Origin of the sequence: Photorhabdus akhurstii (assembly GCF_019090985.1) — a bacterium.
In the GTDB taxonomy this organism is placed as follows: Bacteria; Pseudomonadota; Gammaproteobacteria; order Enterobacterales; family Enterobacteriaceae; genus Photorhabdus; species Photorhabdus akhurstii.
The window spans coordinates 2,687,021-2,705,273 of sequence record NZ_CP020335.1; the positions used below are offsets into that span (position 1 = coordinate 2,687,021).

General features: G+C 38.8%; 13 protein-coding genes. 6 read left to right on the top strand and 7 right to left on the bottom strand.

The annotated features are described in order from the left end of the window. Window positions 1-10 precede the first annotated feature (10 nt). Both B0X70_RS11770 and B0X70_RS11775 read right to left on the bottom strand, forming a co-directional pair. Complete coding sequence (locus B0X70_RS11770) at window positions 11-574, bottom strand: hypothetical protein (protein WP_036805991.1); 564 nt, start codon at window positions 572-574, stop codon at window positions 11-13. 65 nt (window positions 575-639) lie between these two features. Next, window positions 640-861, bottom strand: coding sequence for a hypothetical protein (locus B0X70_RS11775; RefSeq protein WP_228999281.1), 222 nt, complete (start codon window positions 859-861; stop codon window positions 640-642). 297 nt (window positions 862-1,158) lie between these two features. Between B0X70_RS11775 and B0X70_RS11780 the strand changes: the two genes are divergently transcribed. Both B0X70_RS11780 and B0X70_RS11785 read left to right on the top strand, forming a co-directional pair. Beyond that, window positions 1,159-2,325 (top strand): cupin domain-containing protein, encoded by a 1,167-nt coding sequence (locus tag B0X70_RS11780; protein WP_217471557.1) that lies wholly within the window; start codon window positions 1,159-1,161, stop codon window positions 2,323-2,325. A gap of 522 nt (window positions 2,326-2,847) precedes the next feature. Beyond that, window positions 2,848-3,852: a Txp40, insecticidal toxin (previously name A24tox) gene (locus B0X70_RS11785; RefSeq protein ID WP_217471558.1), complete on the top strand. Its 1,005-nt coding sequence runs from the start codon at window positions 2,848-2,850 to the stop codon at window positions 3,850-3,852. A 190-nt stretch (window positions 3,853-4,042) separates the two neighbouring features. Here the strand turns inward: B0X70_RS11785 and B0X70_RS11790 are convergent, their stop codons facing one another. The 5 genes from B0X70_RS11790 to B0X70_RS11810 all read right to left on the bottom strand — a co-directional run bounded on the left by B0X70_RS11790 (window position 4,043) and on the right by B0X70_RS11810 (window position 8,682). Continuing rightward, the gene (locus tag B0X70_RS11790; RefSeq protein ID WP_217471559.1) at window positions 4,043-5,086 is read right to left on the bottom strand and encodes an acyltransferase; all 1,044 of its coding nucleotides are present in this window, start codon (window positions 5,084-5,086) and stop codon (window positions 4,043-4,045) included. Window positions 5,087-5,096: 10 nt separating this feature from the next. Next, the gene (locus B0X70_RS11795) at window positions 5,097-5,753 is read right to left on the bottom strand and encodes an SGNH/GDSL hydrolase family protein (protein ID WP_036805978.1); all 657 of its coding nucleotides are present in this window, start codon (window positions 5,751-5,753) and stop codon (window positions 5,097-5,099) included. A 14-nt stretch (window positions 5,754-5,767) separates the two neighbouring features. Then, the gene (locus B0X70_RS11800) at window positions 5,768-6,007 is read right to left on the bottom strand and encodes a hypothetical protein (protein ID WP_217471560.1); all 240 of its coding nucleotides are present in this window, start codon (window positions 6,005-6,007) and stop codon (window positions 5,768-5,770) included. Between the two features lie 364 nt (window positions 6,008-6,371). After that, a complete protein-coding gene (locus B0X70_RS11805; protein ID WP_217471561.1) occupies window positions 6,372-7,289 on the bottom strand; it encodes an Rpn family recombination-promoting nuclease/putative transposase in 918 nt (305 codons plus the stop codon). A gap of 439 nt (window positions 7,290-7,728) precedes the next feature. After that, window positions 7,729-8,682 carry a hypothetical protein gene (locus B0X70_RS11810; protein WP_217471562.1) on the bottom strand — a complete coding sequence of 318 codons (954 nt, stop codon included), beginning with the start codon at window positions 8,680-8,682 and terminating at the stop codon, window positions 7,729-7,731. Window positions 8,683-9,509: 827 nt separating this feature from the next. Between B0X70_RS11810 and B0X70_RS25170 the strand changes: the two genes are divergently transcribed. The 4 genes from B0X70_RS25170 to B0X70_RS11835 all read left to right on the top strand — a co-directional run bounded on the left by B0X70_RS25170 (window position 9,510) and on the right by B0X70_RS11835 (window position 18,253). Further along, complete coding sequence (locus B0X70_RS25170) at window positions 9,510-11,087, top strand: hypothetical protein (RefSeq protein WP_246593504.1); 1,578 nt, start codon at window positions 9,510-9,512, stop codon at window positions 11,085-11,087. A gap of 606 nt (window positions 11,088-11,693) precedes the next feature. Further along, the gene (locus tag B0X70_RS11825; RefSeq protein ID WP_217471563.1) at window positions 11,694-14,954 is read left to right on the top strand and encodes an aminotransferase class I/II-fold pyridoxal phosphate-dependent enzyme; all 3,261 of its coding nucleotides are present in this window, start codon (window positions 11,694-11,696) and stop codon (window positions 14,952-14,954) included. A 28-nt stretch (window positions 14,955-14,982) separates the two neighbouring features. Continuing rightward, window positions 14,983-16,902 carry a carbamoyltransferase C-terminal domain-containing protein gene (locus tag B0X70_RS11830; RefSeq protein WP_217471564.1) on the top strand — a complete coding sequence of 640 codons (1,920 nt, stop codon included), beginning with the start codon at window positions 14,983-14,985 and terminating at the stop codon, window positions 16,900-16,902. Between the two features lie 25 nt (window positions 16,903-16,927). Continuing rightward, entirely contained in the window at window positions 16,928-18,253 is a 1,326-nt protein-coding gene (locus tag B0X70_RS11835; protein ID WP_217471565.1) for a cytochrome P450, read from the top strand.

Genomic DNA, 18,253 nt, shown 5'->3' on the forward strand with positions numbered 1-18,253 from the left:
ATGTTATTAACTATGCAGTTATTGCCTTTAAGTTATTGTTTAATGCATTCATAAATTGAACTATGACATCCATTGAATTAGTGTTTCGGATGGATAGAGCTGTGTTAATGGAACCGGTAATACGGGCTTGTTCTACCAACTCATTGTCGATGATCTTGTTTTTTGCGAGCCATTCAGCAATATCCGTCCAGGACCATAACGGGCGACTGCTATCCACGCGCAGAAGAGGCGTAGGGAAATCACCTGCTCCACGGCTACCCTTACTGTATCGAGATAAAGCGGCTTTGGTGGTTCCTGCCAGTTCAGCCGCATCACTTAAGCTAACTACATCACCAATATCTACAGATAGACACATTAAACCTGAAACCGATTCAATACCAGCTATTGCAGACATGACGGCTTTTGCGTAATTTTCGCTGTTGCGGGTAAAATTAACGTACAATGTACCATTGTATGCAGCAGGGTGGGCATCGCTGCATCCTGCTTCATACAAAGCATCTGATATATCAAACAAATCATCGTCAGTAGTGATTTTTTTTCCGCCTACCACAATGCTAAAACTGTATTTTCTCATATCTACTTTCCTATGATTGAGAAGTGAGACTTCGATAAAAAGGCCGCCGTTTGACGGCCTTGATATTATTTGCATTTATCGACTAATGAGATTATGTCTTTCGCGTGGTCTTGAGGGCTATCAGGTGTTCCCCAAACTGATTTTTGGTGGCATTTATCTTCACTGCCACAGCGTAAAATCCCGACTGCATGGCCTTTGCCTTTACGTTTCACGTAGGCCCAGCCTTGAGACACGGCATAGGCAATAGCCACATTAATCTCTTTGTTTTTGTGATACGCGATAGACAATACTCCTTTTAAGTCTCACTTTTTTAAAGAACACAGTTGGTCAAAGCAACCAACGGTAACAATAGTAACCAAAATGATTTTAATGTCAACCTTTGTTACCGGATTTAAGTTGCCGCGCCACATCTCGCCTCTGCCCGATTTCCAAGCTAACTCCTAGACGACTCATTTTCTACTATGCTTAATCAGTCACTTCTAATTTTTCCTTTCGTGACAACCATTAACTTAAAAAAACCAAACAAATAGATATCAGCTTGCAACTATTCCTGCTGGTACCCATTTTACCTGGAGGCAATAAATATGTTCTCTCGTCGTGATATTTTGAAGGCGTCCGCAATTGGCGCAGCCGCCGCTAGCATGGGCGGTATGATTAAAGCCGCTGTTGCTGATGAACAGCACAATACAGTCACTGCTGGCAAGGATAGACCGCCAATAAATGCCAAAAGTTTGTATAAATATAAATTCACCGATAGCAAAAAACGGATATTGGAAAATGGATGGGCTCGGGAAGCCACGGTAGAACAATTCCCGATATCTGAAGGGATTGCCGGTGTTGATATGTTACTTGAACCAGGTGGTGTCCGTGAACTTCATTGGCATGCTGTTGCCGCTGAATGGGCATATATGCTTGAAGGTCATGCACGTATTACCATTATCGATCCGGAGGGCAAAAGTGAAGTAGCTGATTTTGGTCCCGGCGATGTATGGTATTTTCCCAAAGGTCATGGTCATTCTATTCAGGCGCTTGGAGATGGCGCCCATTTTATTCTGGCTTTTGATAATGGGCATTTCTCAGAATTTGGCACTTTCAGTATCACGGATTGGATAACCCATATGCCGAAAGAGGTGCTTGAGAAAAGTGTCAACATGCCGGCATCCGTTTTTTCTAAAATTAAACAGGGTGAAGCTTACATCGTTGGGGGCGCTATTCCGCCCAAACTTCCTTTACCTGCTGACGATGGCGGATTGAACGATGCCCCACTCACCCACCGTTATGAACTCTTGAAGAGCAAACCCTTCTTCGAGAACGACGCAGGGAGTGTTTATCGAGCATCATCGAAGGAATTTCCTATTTCTACAACGATCACCGGCCTTATAGAGACCATCAAACCTGGCGCAATACGTGAACTACATTGGCACCCTAATGCCAACGAGTGGCAATACTACATTTCAGGTAAAGGACGTATGACTGTGTTTAGTTCCCACGGACACGCACAAACCGCAAAATATGGGCCAACCGACGTTGGTTACGTGCCACTGGGATTTGGTCACTATATCGAAAATATTGGCGATGATGATCTTAAGGTGCTGATTGTGCTAGATAACGGTATCTATCAGGATATCTCACTCTCTGATTGGTTAGCTAAAACTCCGTCTTATCTACTGGCGGATAACTTCAACAATGATCCCTCCGATTGGGTGAGTCGTCCTAAGGATAAGCTAGTTATATCGCGCCGTAGGACTTGAATATTGCACAGTGGTGTATTGAAGGAACCTGTATAACTTTGTATATCAGAAATAGCCTCGTTTACACGGGGCTTTATTTAACATCGGATAACACCTTTTTATCGGTAATTAGGTCAGACAGGGATTAAAAGAATAAATTCCTTATTTTCTGTCATGTTTAATGACTGTTTTACATTTATATAACCTGCTGAGATCATTTAAAAACGTTCTGTTAACATCAAGTTATCCTATTCTCCAAGTTCTTTTGGCTTTGGTGCCTTCTCTTTTTTCTTTCGCTCATTTTATTATTTGTTTAACTAATCTTAACATAATGATTTAATTGGAAAAAAATCAACAAAAAATGGCAAGACAAAAGCTTGCTAATAATTATCATGTAAAGTAGTTTTATATTGAAATTAACGATTAGAAAGCCAGAGAAAACCCTATATTTAAAACTGAAATTTATATTAGTAGCGACAAATTTAGGAGTTCTCTGCCATGAGATTCATAGATCAATAAACACTAACATAATGGAGAAATATAATGGATATAAAATTAACATCTGATAGAATTGGATATCAGCCCGTTGAAAAGCAAATAGCAGGAGAGATAATACGTGTACTAAACTTTAAGCAAACAGATGAGGGGTATACAGCATCACATGGAATTGAATATCGGGCTAAGAAAATAATATTAGCATACGCTTTAGCTGTAAGTGGTATTCATGATGTGTCTCAACTTCCTGATGACTATTATAAGAATAAAGAGACTGCCGAGGGAATTTATCAAGAATATATGTCTAATCTTTCATCTGCACTATTAGGTGAAAATGGCGATCAAATCTCTAAAGATATGGCAGATGGTTTTTACAAGAATGAACTGGATTTTGAAGGTGAATATCCTCAAAACATCTGGAATATTCCTGATCTTGAAAATAAACCATTGAGTGATTATTTAGATGACGATAAATTATTGGCACTATATTTTTTTGCAGCACAGGAAATTCCACTGGAGGAAAATCAACAATCAAATGCCGCAAGATTTTTTAAATTAATTGATTTCTTATTTATCTTATCTGCTGTAACTTCACTGGGAAGGAGGATTTTTTCAAAAAACTTTTACAATGGGTTAGAGTCTAAATCATTAGAGAATTATATTGAGAGAAAAAAGCTTTCTAAACCTTTCTTTCGACCACCTCAGAAGTTACCTGATGGCAGAATAGGTTATTTAGCCGGCCCAACTGAACCACCTAAATGGAGAGTTAGTTTTCAAGAACTTAAAAAGAACAAATCTAGGAATGGATTTGCTAATATGGACGGTGCTGCAAAACAAAAGTATAGTTCATTTGTAAAAGAGGTGCAAAAGGGTAACGATCCACTTACAGCAGCAAAAAGTATTGGTACAGCAAGCGGCAGTAACTTAGAAAAACTGCCAAATAATTTATTTAGTGTGAGGCTAAGTCAAAAAGACAGGGTAACTTTCACTCAAAATAATGCTGAAAATACAATCACGATTCATAGTGTTGGAACTCATTATAAAAATATATGATGTGTGATCTCTAGCTTCGATTGACAGAGCATTTTTAAGCTCTCATTTTTTCAACGGGAGTTTCATAAGGCGTTTTACTTTTCAAACCACTGTGTGGTCTGTGATAATTGTAAAACGCCTTCCTTTAGCCAATACACCTTACTGCCAAAAAGATATTACTGAAAGAAACCGACTCTCCCTGTCCATAACGTTAAATGGTTATAATTTTTGATGTTATTTTTGATTTCTTTAACAAAACGCATAATATATATGACAGGATAAAAGCCATCAAAGAATAGGCTATTATGTAAATATATATATTTATGTAATTAAATTTTTCCAGTAATAAGTTATGGACAAATTCGTTATGTATTTCAATAACAAAAATATTGTGAACAAGATATATGCCTAGTGTATTCTTGCTAATGTCATCAATTAAGCATGGTATTTCGTTGATATTCAAATTAACCAAGAATAAGAATAGGCACACCGAAGAAACCTGAAGGAATACATTATAAAATCTCCCATAAAAGAAGTCCATCCCAGTCCTGGATGAAATGATTGATAAAGATATCAATGATATAATAAAAAATACCAGAAGCATTATGTGTTTACAGGAAAAAGTCTTTATTTTAGGTTTCGTTAGCCCTAAATATCCACCTATCAAGAAACTAATCAAACCCTCAGCTTGGAACGGAAGTAAAATATTGAATGGGATTAGGGAAAAAGAGAATTTGTAATCTGTTAGTGCATTCAGCAATGTAAGATTAGAAATTATAAGCATTATGACAATTATTTTCATAATCCCCTTTGCGTTTTTTTCGTTAAATGCGTTACGCATTAGTGGTGTTAATATATAGAGAGAGATAATTGCAAATATAAACCATAAATGGGTGGCATCTGATGTGGTTCTACTAACATTAATATAATTTAAAAAATTAGTATTAGGCACTGTTGTAAATTTACTGATAAAATATGTGTCATACAGATAATAAAAGATAAGCCAAAACAACAATACAGTTAATATCCCTTTGGCTTTATTAATGATGTAATCCACCTGTTTTTCATGTCTGTTATTTAGTAAGAAATAGCCACTGCACATAAAAAACAATGAGACCCCTAACTGATCGATCTGCCTAAGAAAATACAAAACCACGTCATTATCATCGCGCAACAAGAAAAATAAAGTAACGTGAGAAATTACAACGAAAAATATAGAAATGATCTTTAATAAATCTATGGTTAATATTCTCATTTTTTGTCTCTTAAATAGATAAAATGAAGTTTGAAATTTTTGGGGCAAGCCTGGCCATACCTATTTTTGATGGATGCAAACCATCGGACACGGTGCCCAAGCTATTGCTGGTCATAATATCGATATTTCCTTCATTGAATCCAGATTGTTTTAACAAATCCAGATATGGGATGGAGTGTTTTTCGCAAATTTCCCGACAAACGCTGCAATAGTCAGACAAGTAGTACCCTTTGGCGTTTTTACTATTCATACCTCTTTGTACTGATATTGGCGTTGTTATAATAAATCCTATTCTCGCTAATGGGTATTTTTTGGTAACTCCGGTCATTAATAACTTCATGCCTCCAATAAATGTCAATGGGGTTTTGTCTTTATAATCACCTAGTTCCACCCCTCCATAGGAACCAAAGTCAAATCCAAAATCATTTACCCCTCCCCATATTGTAATAATATCTGGATTGCTTCCCATTTTTTCATATCTTAAACAAATGGCTGAATTGTCATTTTTATCTTTTTGGGCTATGCATGTTCCCCCTATTCCGTAGTTTTTCCATTCTTTTAGACCTAAATTTTTAGTCACTATTGGTTGATACCACCCTCTTTCAGTTATACTGTCACCGAGGGTAAACCAACACCCTTCCTTCAAATGCGATTGAATATAAGACATTCACTTTCATCCTTCTAAAATAAAAATTCAGCAAGAGGCCGTTGTGAGAATTGCTGCCGGAATTTCTCAGACCATAGAGAATATTCAAACAATTCTGCGCCAAGATCCAATTCACTTATTGGCAGCGACAAAAATTCCAACTGTAGGCATTTATCAAAATCAGGAAGCGTATTCAGAGAGAATTGCTTCGCATCCGTTGAGACAGTGAGCCTTTTACTTTTATTGGCAGCTTGGTCTGTATGACGAGTCATCATCCTGATCTCATGCAAATTATGTCCGTATGAGAATCGCTGACCGAATAGTGAAAATGAATTTCGTCACTGCGGTTGGATCTCAGATAAAGTTGTCTCATATAAATAATACGATATCAACCTCTTTTACGACCTTTTAATCGTGCACATTCATAACAGAAATACGGATTGGTTATCATAAACAAGTTATCGATCAAGCACTAAAAAATGCTGATAGTGATAATTAGTTTGCTAAAGAAGTGGCGGATAAATTAGCTAAGGAGAAAAATGGATCTGAAACATAATATTGAATTACTGACCATCTGAGTTTAATAACAAAAATGCCGATCTTGAATATCGGCATTTTGCAGTGAAAGAGAAGATTAATTTAATGCTTTAACGCTTCAATTTTATCCCGGCTCAGTCCGGTACTGGTGACAATAATATCCAAACTCACGCCATGTCGTAATAAGGCGCGAGCCGTTTCCACTTTACCTTTCTCTCGGCCTAGTTCAATACCTTGCTCAATACCTCGCTCAAGCCCTTTTTGTTCAAGCTGTTCTGCAATAGTCATCAACATCGTTTCATGCTCCGGAGATTGTTCAATCAGTTGATGGACAAATTGGGAGAGATCCAGCGTATGTCCATTCAGTAAAATATAGCGTAACACCACATTGCGCTGCTCAGTTGTATTATACCCTCCATTCAGAAGTTCCACCAATTGGGGGACCCATTCCAGCATGTCCCGGCAGCGGATGTGTTTTTGCACCAGCTCCATCAGGGCAACCCCTTTATGCGTCAGGATCTCTTCATCGCTGAGCGCACTGACGTCCACCAACGGAAACGCCTGACGGTATAAGCGGGCAGCCTGTTCGGGGAGCGTAAAACAATCCAGCCACCGGTTTGTGTAAGGATACGGCCGAACCTCCCCATGATAAAACAGCAGCGGCGCCACCAAAGGGAGTTCAGTATGGCCTTTTTTCAGGTGGGCCGCCATTGCTAACATGGCATAATACATCAGCCGCCAGGCCATCAGCGGGTCAGGAGTGGACTGATGTTCAATCAGACAATAGATATAGCCCTGTCCCCTAGCTGTTTCAACCGAGTAGAGCACATCACTGTGCAGTTGACGTAAATGCCGGTCCACAAAACTGCCGGGTTCCAGTTTCAATGTGGCTAAATCACACAACGACTGGATCTCTTCGGGCAGATAAAGGGATAAAAACTCCTTGGCCGTTTCGGGCCGCGTTAAAAAATGCTTGAATAATGCATCATGGTGAGGCTGTTGTTTTTCTTTCTTTGCCACAATCCGTTTCTCTGTCTTATCAGTTAGTCATCGCCACGCATTGTCAAAGTTATAATATCTCTGGAAGACCCGCAACCAATGTACAACATATTATTTCGGTGATTATCCATTTTCCTTGAGTGGATCGAAACTGGCTGGAAACCGCTCTCAGAAGCGCTTGGCGACCAGTCTGTAGGAATCTATGAGGTCGTTGGCGATGGCCACTCGGTGATGATGAAGTGGCACATGAAAGTCTTGCATAAAGGTACTTCCGTCGGTGCTTCCGTAACCAATAGTACTCGGCCAACATGATGTGAAGCCTTGGGCCGAAAAGATTTCAAATAAATTTGATGTGATGGCAATATGCTGCCCACCTGAGATTGGGGCAGCAACGGTTAATCATACCTGACATGTACTCTTCTCCCTCTCGTAGTAAGGGAAGAGCAGTTATATTATCTATTTAAAGAGTCAGCTCTACCATCGATAGACGGGTATTTAATTCTTTTTGTGGAACTTGTTGAAATAAATGTCTATCTTTGATTGAGAAGCATTCAACCTTTCCACTTCTCATACCGTCATTCCTTACAGCAAATCGCACGCTGGGCGGATATTTGTAATTTGGACTCAAAGACATACCGCAAGCCAATAGGAAATCAATTTTCGATGATGATTCAATAAGCTCATCATTGCGTTCTCCTGGCTTAACTCTCCCATAATCAAGGCATAAGTTAATGCTAAACGGGCAGTCGTCAATTATATTGTTATCGATAGAGAAACCGTAGTTCATGTTATTATCATGCTCACCAACATGCTGAGTCTTGTTTAGAACTTCGACAGTTAATCCATCTGCAAAGGTAAATATAAACCCATTATTAGTCACTTTATCTTTAAGACCGAAATCAATATGTGAAGTTGTACGCTTTGGCCACATTGACCTTTCAAATCGACCATCGTTTTTCTTTTTAAAGTTATTGCTTATTAAACAGTAATTTAAAGGTTCAAATACCCCGTCATTACTAGTTTCTACCAAGACTGCCACCGTTCCTGCCAACAGAACGATTTTACCCACTTCGCTTTCGGGTAAGGAATTCATCAAACTTTCCTGTGCATCTGATAAATAATGCATCATATAATCAGTTAGTTGATATAATTCATCTTTGTTTTTGAGCGTATTCCATTTTATGTTCCAAAAAAATTCAGGTAAAGAAAAAAACAACGGGGTGTTTTTTTCTTTATTTTCTGATGCAAGAAGAATATTTTCTCTCACCAAGTCAATTCTACGTTCTATTTCTTTCGCCAAGTAATCTTGTATGCTCTGTCCGCTTTCTCTATCAAGAGAAAACTCAGAGCGAAATGTCGCTTGTCTTATAGATGCTACATTAATTTTCATATTATTCTCCTTTGGTTTATCCATTATAATTCTCCTTTCTTGTTGGTACCGGATGTAATGACGAAGATAAAAATATCGCAAAAACTTTTACGCTGCCTACAATTTTGTTTGTAGGGGTATGAATCCTAACTATTGTATTAGTCATCATACAATGAACAGAGATGAATATCTTAAACGGTATATAAACAACATAAAAATAATGGCTGAAGAGTCAGTTAATAAACACGGAAATAATTATCTCCAAATTAATGTCAGTGTTGACTATCTAATATTCTTATTTGCCATAGCAACCAGACTTGTAAGAATTGACAATTCCTTCAATTAATGATTTTTCCTTTTATTTGGAGTCTGATTATTATCAATTTTTCTATATGTACTTTAGGTGAAATTAATGTTTGTAATATGTCGATTTTTTTGAATAGAATTCTCTCTATAAAATTGCTAAAAAAAGAGTTGTAATTATTTAAAGATAGGGGTTTATTTATGTAATCTTTTCCTTTCATCATTATTTCAACATGCAATGTGATTACTCTTTACCAAGTAGATTATTAAACTGGATAATTATTTTAGAAAAAAATCAGAATATATCCGATTAAATTTATCTAATCAAAAATGATTATAATTAATCATGCGTTTAATAACTTTATCAGAGAAATAAAAAGATATTTTTCTAATATCATCCAACGATTCTTGACATTCCATAACCGACTTCTAGTCTCTATATACACATCATTATGAATGTCTAATCTAAAACTTGAACATTCCAATCCTGAATATCGGGATGGGGAATTTATAATCTAATATAAAAATATACAGGCTTAACTATGAATCCATTCGATCATGTAGTCCCCATGAGAAAAGAAGAATTGCACCATGTCCCCGCGGCGAAGAGTGCGCTGAACCGTTTTGCCGATGCTGAAATACCTCAACACCCGTGGATGGCGCAGAACGACTTTGGGAGCCCGCACCAAGATAGCTGGTGTTCCGAGTCCGTGTCGCTCAACGGTCCTGTTAATGACAATCTTCTGCTTATTGAGCAGTACAATCCTTTCGGATACACGCCGAATATGGTTTGTAATAGTCAGAATCAAATGGTGGGCGTCTCGCTGGACTACTCCGCATCTCAGTTCTGGGTGGTGGTATTTGACGAGAACTGCAACATTATTTCAGCCACGAAGGCGGGTACACTTTCCGGCAATAGTACCTTCGGCGGCGGCTATTTTTACCTAGACAACAACGACAACACGATAGTGGTACAGGACAACCAGATTGTCAGCTATCCGACAGCGGATGTGCAGCCAAGAGAAAGTGAGATTTATGCGCTCACACCGAACTGGCAGAGCGCTGATATCATCGAAGTGGTCACTGGTTCAGCGGAGGGCAATTCCCTCTACTCGTCGCTGCCTGTTTGGGATACGGATCGTCCGAATCTCTACTGGTGCCTGATTGCCGGTGATTATAACTACCAGAGCTACCCGGAGAGTACACTCAGCTCTCCTGCATGGATAGCAGTTGTGCAAATTGATCCGAATGATGGGAGCACAACACTGATTGGCGCGAAGAAGCTGGAAAAACAGTGGAACAACAATACATTCGCTGTTGATGAGAACGGGGCTTATATCGTCACCAATGGTATCGATAGCAAGGGCTTATGTACGAAAGGGTATCTCTGGGCGTTCGGTCTGGAGGGGAATGAGATCACCATTCGCTGGAAGACGCCTTACAAGAATGCCGGATACCGGAAGCCGGGTCAGACGAATATCGGTTCGGGAACCACGCCGACGCTCACCAAAATGGAGGACGGGACTGAACTGGTGGGAATCACCGACAATGCCGATCCACGTCTGAACGTGTTGGTCTGTAACCGCTCGGATGGCAGTATTATCTCCGAGACCCCTTGCTTTTTGGAGATGAGGAGCGCCGACGAAGCCTCGTTGATAGGCGTTGGTGATACCTTTGTGGTCGAAAATAATTTCGGCCACTATCCGACGTGGCCGTTCTCGCAGCTAGTCCCGAATGGTCCCGGCATGGAGATGATCCGCATCAATCCTGAGAATACTGAACAACCCGATGAAAAGAGATGGTCTATTCCAGACGTTCACTTTTACGCGATGAACATGCTCTGTCGCGGCAGCGGTATCATCTTCGCGCATACCTGTAGCTGGTCCGATGATATCTCAGCGTCAAAGGGTGGAATGTACTACATTAGCGCCATCGACTCCTTCAACGGCCGGGTGATCTGGCAGATTCCCCTCGGTAGAGGTGTGAACTATTGTCATGAGTACGGCGGCATTTATTTCAATAGGAATGGTGACCTCTACATTGGTACCAACCAGTATTTGGTCTCTATCAAGAATTTCCAGAGCCGTTCCGAAAAGCTTAAGGAGCAGGTGGGCAAAATCGAAAAGGAAATCGGTGCTAACGACTGAGATGATTGCGTCAACTCGGTTCAGTGAGACCACGTAGAAAGCAAAAAACATCAATCTACGCTGATGGGCTTGTTTTTTGCGGGGTTAGCTTCCTCCGGTTACGTCACAGTCAATTCGGTGCTTCCGATGATAAGCATAACTCAGTCCGTTTTGGGGTTTGGGATTTTTCGCAATTGATCAGATCGCAAAAATCGGACTGAATTCCCTTCCGGTAATCTACACTATTTTGAAAATTTATTTAATTAGAAAAATTTTTTAAGAAATTATAATGTAAATACATTTTTAGGCTGGTTATCATCAATTTTAAAACTACAGTGTAATTGGCAATAATTTATTATGTATCCAGAGCGACAATTTCTATTGTCTGAACCTGTTTTTTATCTGAGTCATCACATTTACGTTGTTTGAATAAGTGACAAAATGATATTTATGTCAATTTAATCAATTCATTATAATAATTTCAAGGTTGGGCGTACCGTTTTCGTTCCATTAATCTTCAAATCTCACAAAAGCTTAAATATGTATAACTCTTTACATATTATTATTTATTCTTATAAATTAAAGTGCATTGAATCATAAGCGTGGGTTTTACTACAGGGTTAATCAATGAATAATATTTGTCAATTGATTGAAAAAAGAGCATCAGAAAATGCTGGTGAGTTAATTTTCAGGTTTCTTTCTGACGGAGAAAGAGAAGAACAATTGAGCTGGCAGAGTCTGCACCGGGGACAAAAAAGTATTGCTTATTATTTACAGCAATACTGTCAACCTGGCGATCGGGTAATAGTTATGTTGCCTTCCGGCCTACTCTTTGTTCAGACTATGGCCGCGTGTTTATACTCAAGTGTAGTTGCTGTACCAGTAAATAGCGCCCGACCTGAGGGAAGAGGTTGGGATACTATTCTGAAAATCATAATGGATAGTGATGCTCGATTCGTTATCACGACTTCAAAACAGAGTGAAAAAATAAAAGAAGCACTTGCGAAGGAAGACAGCTTTAATGAAGTCAGGGTGATATCTGCAAATGAATTGATAGAGGCTCAGGAAAATACGTCTTACCGCGGCGGATCAAATCTGGCATTCCTCCAATATACCTCGGGTTCAACTGGTGACCCTAAAGGTGTCATGGTCGGTTATGAAAATTTAATCAGTAATCTGGCGGCAATAAAGGATAGGTTTGCATGTTCAGAAGAGGGTTGTGGCGTCATTTGGCTTCCGCCCTACCATGATATGGGCTTATTAGGCGGTATACTCCAGCCTTTCTATAGCGGCGTTCCGGTTGTACTGATGCCACCCACTTCAGTGATTCAGCAACCAGCACTATGGTTAAAAGCCATTTCAAAATATAAAGCGACTATTTCCGGCGGGCCTAACTTTATATATGAGCAAAGTGTTGAAAGAATAAGTGACAAGGATTTGGAGTCTATTGATCTTTCAAGTTGGAAGAATGCATTTAGCGGAGCAGAGCCGGTCAGAGCGGATATTCTTCAACGTTTTGCTGAGCGATTTGGCCCTTACGGTTTTAATAAGGACGCTCTTTATCCCTGCTATGGGCTGGCAGAGGGTACCTTGTATGTTTCGGGTCCTGTAACTGATAACTCTGGAATGAAAGTAGAGAATTTTAATTCGAAAGCATTGAGTGAAGGAAACGTTATTAAAGCCAATAACGTGAATGGCAACACCACATTGGTCAGTCATGGCAAACCATACGAAAATCAAGAAGTTATTATCTGCAAAACTGATACGGCAGATGTATTGCCTGAAGGTAAAGTTGGCGAAATTTGGTTGCAGGGACCTTCCGTAACTTACGGTTACTGGAATAATGAGAATGCTACCAGCGGTGCGTTCAGTCAGTATACATCGGATAATAAAGGTCCTTATTTGAGAACAGGCGATCTGGGATTTTTATTTGGCGGAGAGCTATACATTAGCGGCAGAATCAAAGATGTCATTATTATCAGAGGAAAAAATCATTACCCACAGGATATAGAAAATACGTCACAGATGTCTGACGCTGCGCTTATTCCAGGGGGATGTGTCGCTTTTGCAGATGAAAAAGGGATTATCATCATACAAGAAATAAAAAGAAGCGAAATTAAAAAAATCAATGTTAAAGAAATAATGAAGAAAATAAGAATTAATATTACTAATAATCATGAGGTTTCTGTTAGTAAAATTATCCTTATCCGGCCTAGCGGAATACTCAAAACATCAAGCGGTAAAGTGCGTCGCAAAGCCATGCAGGAATTGTTTCTCTCAGGCAAGTTAACTGCAATCGATGAATGGAGCGCCCAGTCTGCAAGTCGTGATCAGCAAAATAACCATCAGGATACGAATAGATCCTTCGTCATAAACTGGTTTGACAACTGGCTGATTCGAGAAACGGGAGAAGCGCTGCCTGATATGACAGCGGGCGAAATTCTTCTCGATAATCTCGGGATTGATTCACTCCAGAAAGCCACTTTGCTTGCTGATTTTTCAGATTTGATCTCTTACCAGTTACCTTCAGATATCTTTGAGAGCCATGAATATCTGGGGTCTTTTTTAAATGAATTAGAAGTTATTTACAATTTTATCAGAGGATACAATCAATTATCGCCTGAATTACGCACGCAGATTACAGATCAGCTAGAAAATGAAAGTGATCATCAGGCATTTGAAAATATTGACGATATACCGGAAGAATTCTTTGATCCTGTACATTTGAAAGGTGTAAAAGAAATTGAGGTTCGTCTCGAATCAATGCAAGGTGTCAGTCTCCCCTTCTTTACAACTCATGAAGGGGTGAATGGTTCTCATACAGTAATGAATGAGGAAAACTACCTCAATTTCTCTAACCATAATTATCTTGGCCTGGCTCAGCATCCTGATGTTCAATCAGCTTCTATAGAAGCAATCAACCAATATGGCACTAGTCCTTCAGCGGCAAGGATTGTAGCGGGTCAACGCCCTGTTCATGTTGATCTGGAAGCTGAAATAGCAAAGTTTACCGGTCATGAAGACGCCATTACTTTTGTGAGTAGTAATTTTTGCAATGTGACCGTTATTGGTCACTTAATGCAACGTGGCGATCTTATTTTGTACGATGAATATAGCCATGACAGCCTTCTCCAGGGCGGAAAATTGTCTCAGGCGGACATGTTGCCATTTGCGCATAATAATTGGCAAATGGCCGATGAAATTCTTAATAAGAAAAGGAAACATTACAGAAAAGTCATGCTCTTTATAGAAGGTGCTTATAGCATGGATGGTGATATTCCTGATTTGAAGAAATTTGTTGAAATAAAGAAAAAGTATAAAGCACTGTTGATGGTAGATGAATGTCTTTCCATTGGGGTTGTGGGAGAAAGTGGACGGGGTGTTTGTGAGCATTGCGATGTCATACCGTCTGAAGTAGATATTTGTATGGGTGGAATTAGTAAAAGTTTCGCAAGCTGTGGTGGTTATATTGCTGGTAAGCGATCCTTTATAACTTATCTACGATATACAACGCCGGGTTTTGTTTATACCACAGGCATGCCACCGGCCGTTGCCGCATCGGCGCTTGCCGCCATTAAAGTGATACAAAAGGAAAAATACAGAGTTCATGAAGTACAGGAATTATCAAAGTATTTCATTAATAAAGCGAATGCACTCGGCCTGGATACAGGATTTAGTAAAGATACCCCTGTTATCCCTCTCATGATAGGCGACGAGAATAAATGTATCTATATTTATCAAAAGCTGAGGGAGAATTTAATTAATGTGCAACCTATCTTGTATCCAGCCGTACCTGAGAATAAAGCTCGTTTACGCCTTTTTATTAACTATGGACACACGGTTGAGGACATCAATAAAGTGCTCAATATCATAAAAGAGTATATTTAACTAATTTTCTATGTAAAGGAAACTAATAATGAGCACGATGATGAAAGAAAGAGAGCATTATAAGAATGCATGCCTCTTTTTAGGGCACAATGCTTCCGTGGTCATATGGAATAATGCCAGTGATATGTTTGCCATTGAAGATGAAAAAGAGAGTCGCTCAAAAGGTGGAGAATATGTCCCCATCCACACAATATTGAAATTAATGAAATATGACATTGATGAATTGAATATCATTAATTTTCTTGGCGAGGTTGATTATAACCATACTATAAAGGCTTTATGTGGTAACGATAGAGAAATATTTGAGCAATTTATAAAAAAAGTAAAGTTGTATGAATTGAAAATAAACCATCATGCTACTCATGCGATAAATGGTATCATTGAAGCTTGGGAACATTGTAAAGAAAACAATCTACCTAAAAAATATCATATATTGATTACTGATGGTACGGGAGATGATTATGAATCAACATCTCTCTATACTGTGACAATCGATAAAAACAAAGCATTGGCAGATTGTATAAAAACACTACAAAGGGTGAAAAGAATTTCCGCGGCAGATCTTTCATGCGGAATATTTTTTGCCCGTTTGGTATGCAATGCCGATACAGGTTTTTCGCCGTTGAAAGATGAATATAAGTCACTTGGTTACGAAACGGAAATAACAAGCCTGTTAAACAACGATGAACTTAATAAACTCAACCGGATTATAATAAAATTATCCGATGGCTTTTTGTCAAATAAGAAATATGGGCTGATGTCAGCCATTAGAAATGATATCAAATCTTTCCTACCCGGTGTTAATGATGAAAATTTTTCTAAAAAGAAAGCGTATTACCACGAACGTCATAAAATCCAGCTTGAATGGAACGATTCTCGTAAGCCCGTTACCTTGTTGGGGATAAAAAAATCTCCGTCAGAAGTTCTTTTAGAAAAAAGTGTGCATCAGCATTTTTCACATGGTTTTTCTGTTAAATATATGCAGGAAATTGCCGTGAACCATGTGAGAATGCCGTCGTGGCTACAACAGCATTTAAACGGGTTAAGTCAATATGAGATCCGTATTATTTCTTCCTATATTGCTAATAAATTTTTAGAAACCTACTTGGTAAAACTCATTGATAATGAAAAAGTTGAGAACCTTATTGTTGGCGGAGGCGTTCATTTCAATGTCAAACTCAATAATGTTTTACTGAACAACATACAGGGAGATATCTGCTGTTCTCCCCTTGCTGGTGATATTGTGCATGCACTGACAGGCGCTGTTATTCTTGATAATACATTATCTAATAGAAGCGTAAATCTGTTATTACTAAAACGTGATTTATCTTTGCCATATAACGGTAAGTATTCAGAAAATGTCATTTATACAGACAATAAAGATGATTTTATTAAAAATACTGCTCACTATGTAAGCAAAGGATATATTGTTAATACAGTAAAAAATTGGGGGGAATTAGGTCCCAGAGCACTGATGTCAAATTCTACGCTATGTTTACCGACGGGTGAACTTAAGCAAGAAATTAACCTTCTTAATGGTCGGGATGACCATATGCCAATGGCTCCCGTATTAAGATCAGAGAATTTACCGGTTCTTTTTAACATTAAAGAAGTAAACAGAGTGATAGGATCACTTCATGGCATGATTATTGCGCTAAGTTATAATGATAATATACCAGAAGAAAAATATGAAGGAGTGATGCATAAAATGCATGATGGTAGAACTACTGGCAGGCCGCTTGTTATTAAATCAGGCGTTGATGTTGAAGTATTACAGGAAGTCGAAAAGAAAACTGGCTATGCAGCATTAATCAACACCTCTTTCAACATTCATGGCTATTCTACAGTTCAGCGGATGCAACATGCGTATCACGACTTCGACTATCAGTGTAGGAAAGCTGAAAAGGCGGGTATCCGTAAACCTTTCCTTATTATCGGAAACTTTTGATAAAATATAAAAGGAGTACAGAAGAGTGAACTATAAAGAGATTAAGGAAGTAAAAGGTTTGCCTTTACTCGGTTCAATACTGGATTATAAATCGGATGCGTTATCGCTATTTCTTAACGCAGCAAGAGAGAATGGTGATATTTGCGCGATAAGAATGGGCCCGGAGCGTATAATTTTCGTTAACAATCCAGACTGGGTAGCAGAAATATTAGCGAAAAGAATAGATTTTTTTGTTAAAAGCCCCAGTTATCGTGAGTTAGAGTTATTGCTTGGTCAGGGTATGGTCACCACAGAGGGTGAGGTATGGAAAAAACAACGCGATAATGCCAGGCATGCTTTCACGATATCCAGTTTAAACACATTGATCGCCCCGATAAAAGATATCGTCACGGACTTTTCCCATAATACTGTTTTGGATGGGCATCAACGCGACATATTCAAAGATATGCTTGATCTTTCCATGAACATTGCTTTGAAAACCCTCTTTGGACAAAGTAGTAGTGATATCAGCAGATACAGTGTTTCAATAGCGCTTGAGAATGCTTCTGATTATGTTATTAAACGTCTTGAGGCGATTATTAAATTACCTCCTCACATCCCTACGTTTTCTGCGTTGAAATTTAGGAAGGAAAAATCTGTACTTGATAAGCAAGTAATTGAAATAATTAAAAATCATGACAGTCATGGCGGAAAAGACTGTCTATTGAACATGATTTTGGAAAATGAAACCGATCATGATGAGATAAAAGACCAATTACTTACCTTTTTTTTAACGTCTTACGAAACAATTGCATCCGCAGCCACTTGGACATTTTATTTCATTTCTCGCTATAAACGTTGGCATAAAATTATTAAAGATGAATATACGCAAGCTGTATTGGAAAAGACCGCTGATATTTTCGAATTGAAATATACCAATGCGGTTATCAATGAAAGCATGCGTCTTTTCCCTCCAGTATGGTCTTTTTCCCGGACAGCTAAAGAAGATATCACTATAGGCGAACATAAGATAGCCGCCGGGAAAATGGTGGTTATTTCCCCTTATTGTTTGCAGAGACACCCAGACTATTGGGAAAAAGCTGACGACTTCGTTCCTACGCGCTGGTTGGGGGAATTATACAGCCATAAGCTTAACCGCACTTTTATTCCTTTTGGCGCAGGCCCCCGGATATGTCTAGGTATGAATTATGCTCGCATGGTTTTACCGATTATTATCGGTGAATTTTGTAAGAGAGGATTTTTCGAAACGAGTTATCAGGGATATCCAGAATTAAAAGCAGGTATTACTATCAGACCTGTGAAGGGAGTTAATGGTATTTGGAAATATCTGGCTGATGATAAGGTGACATAA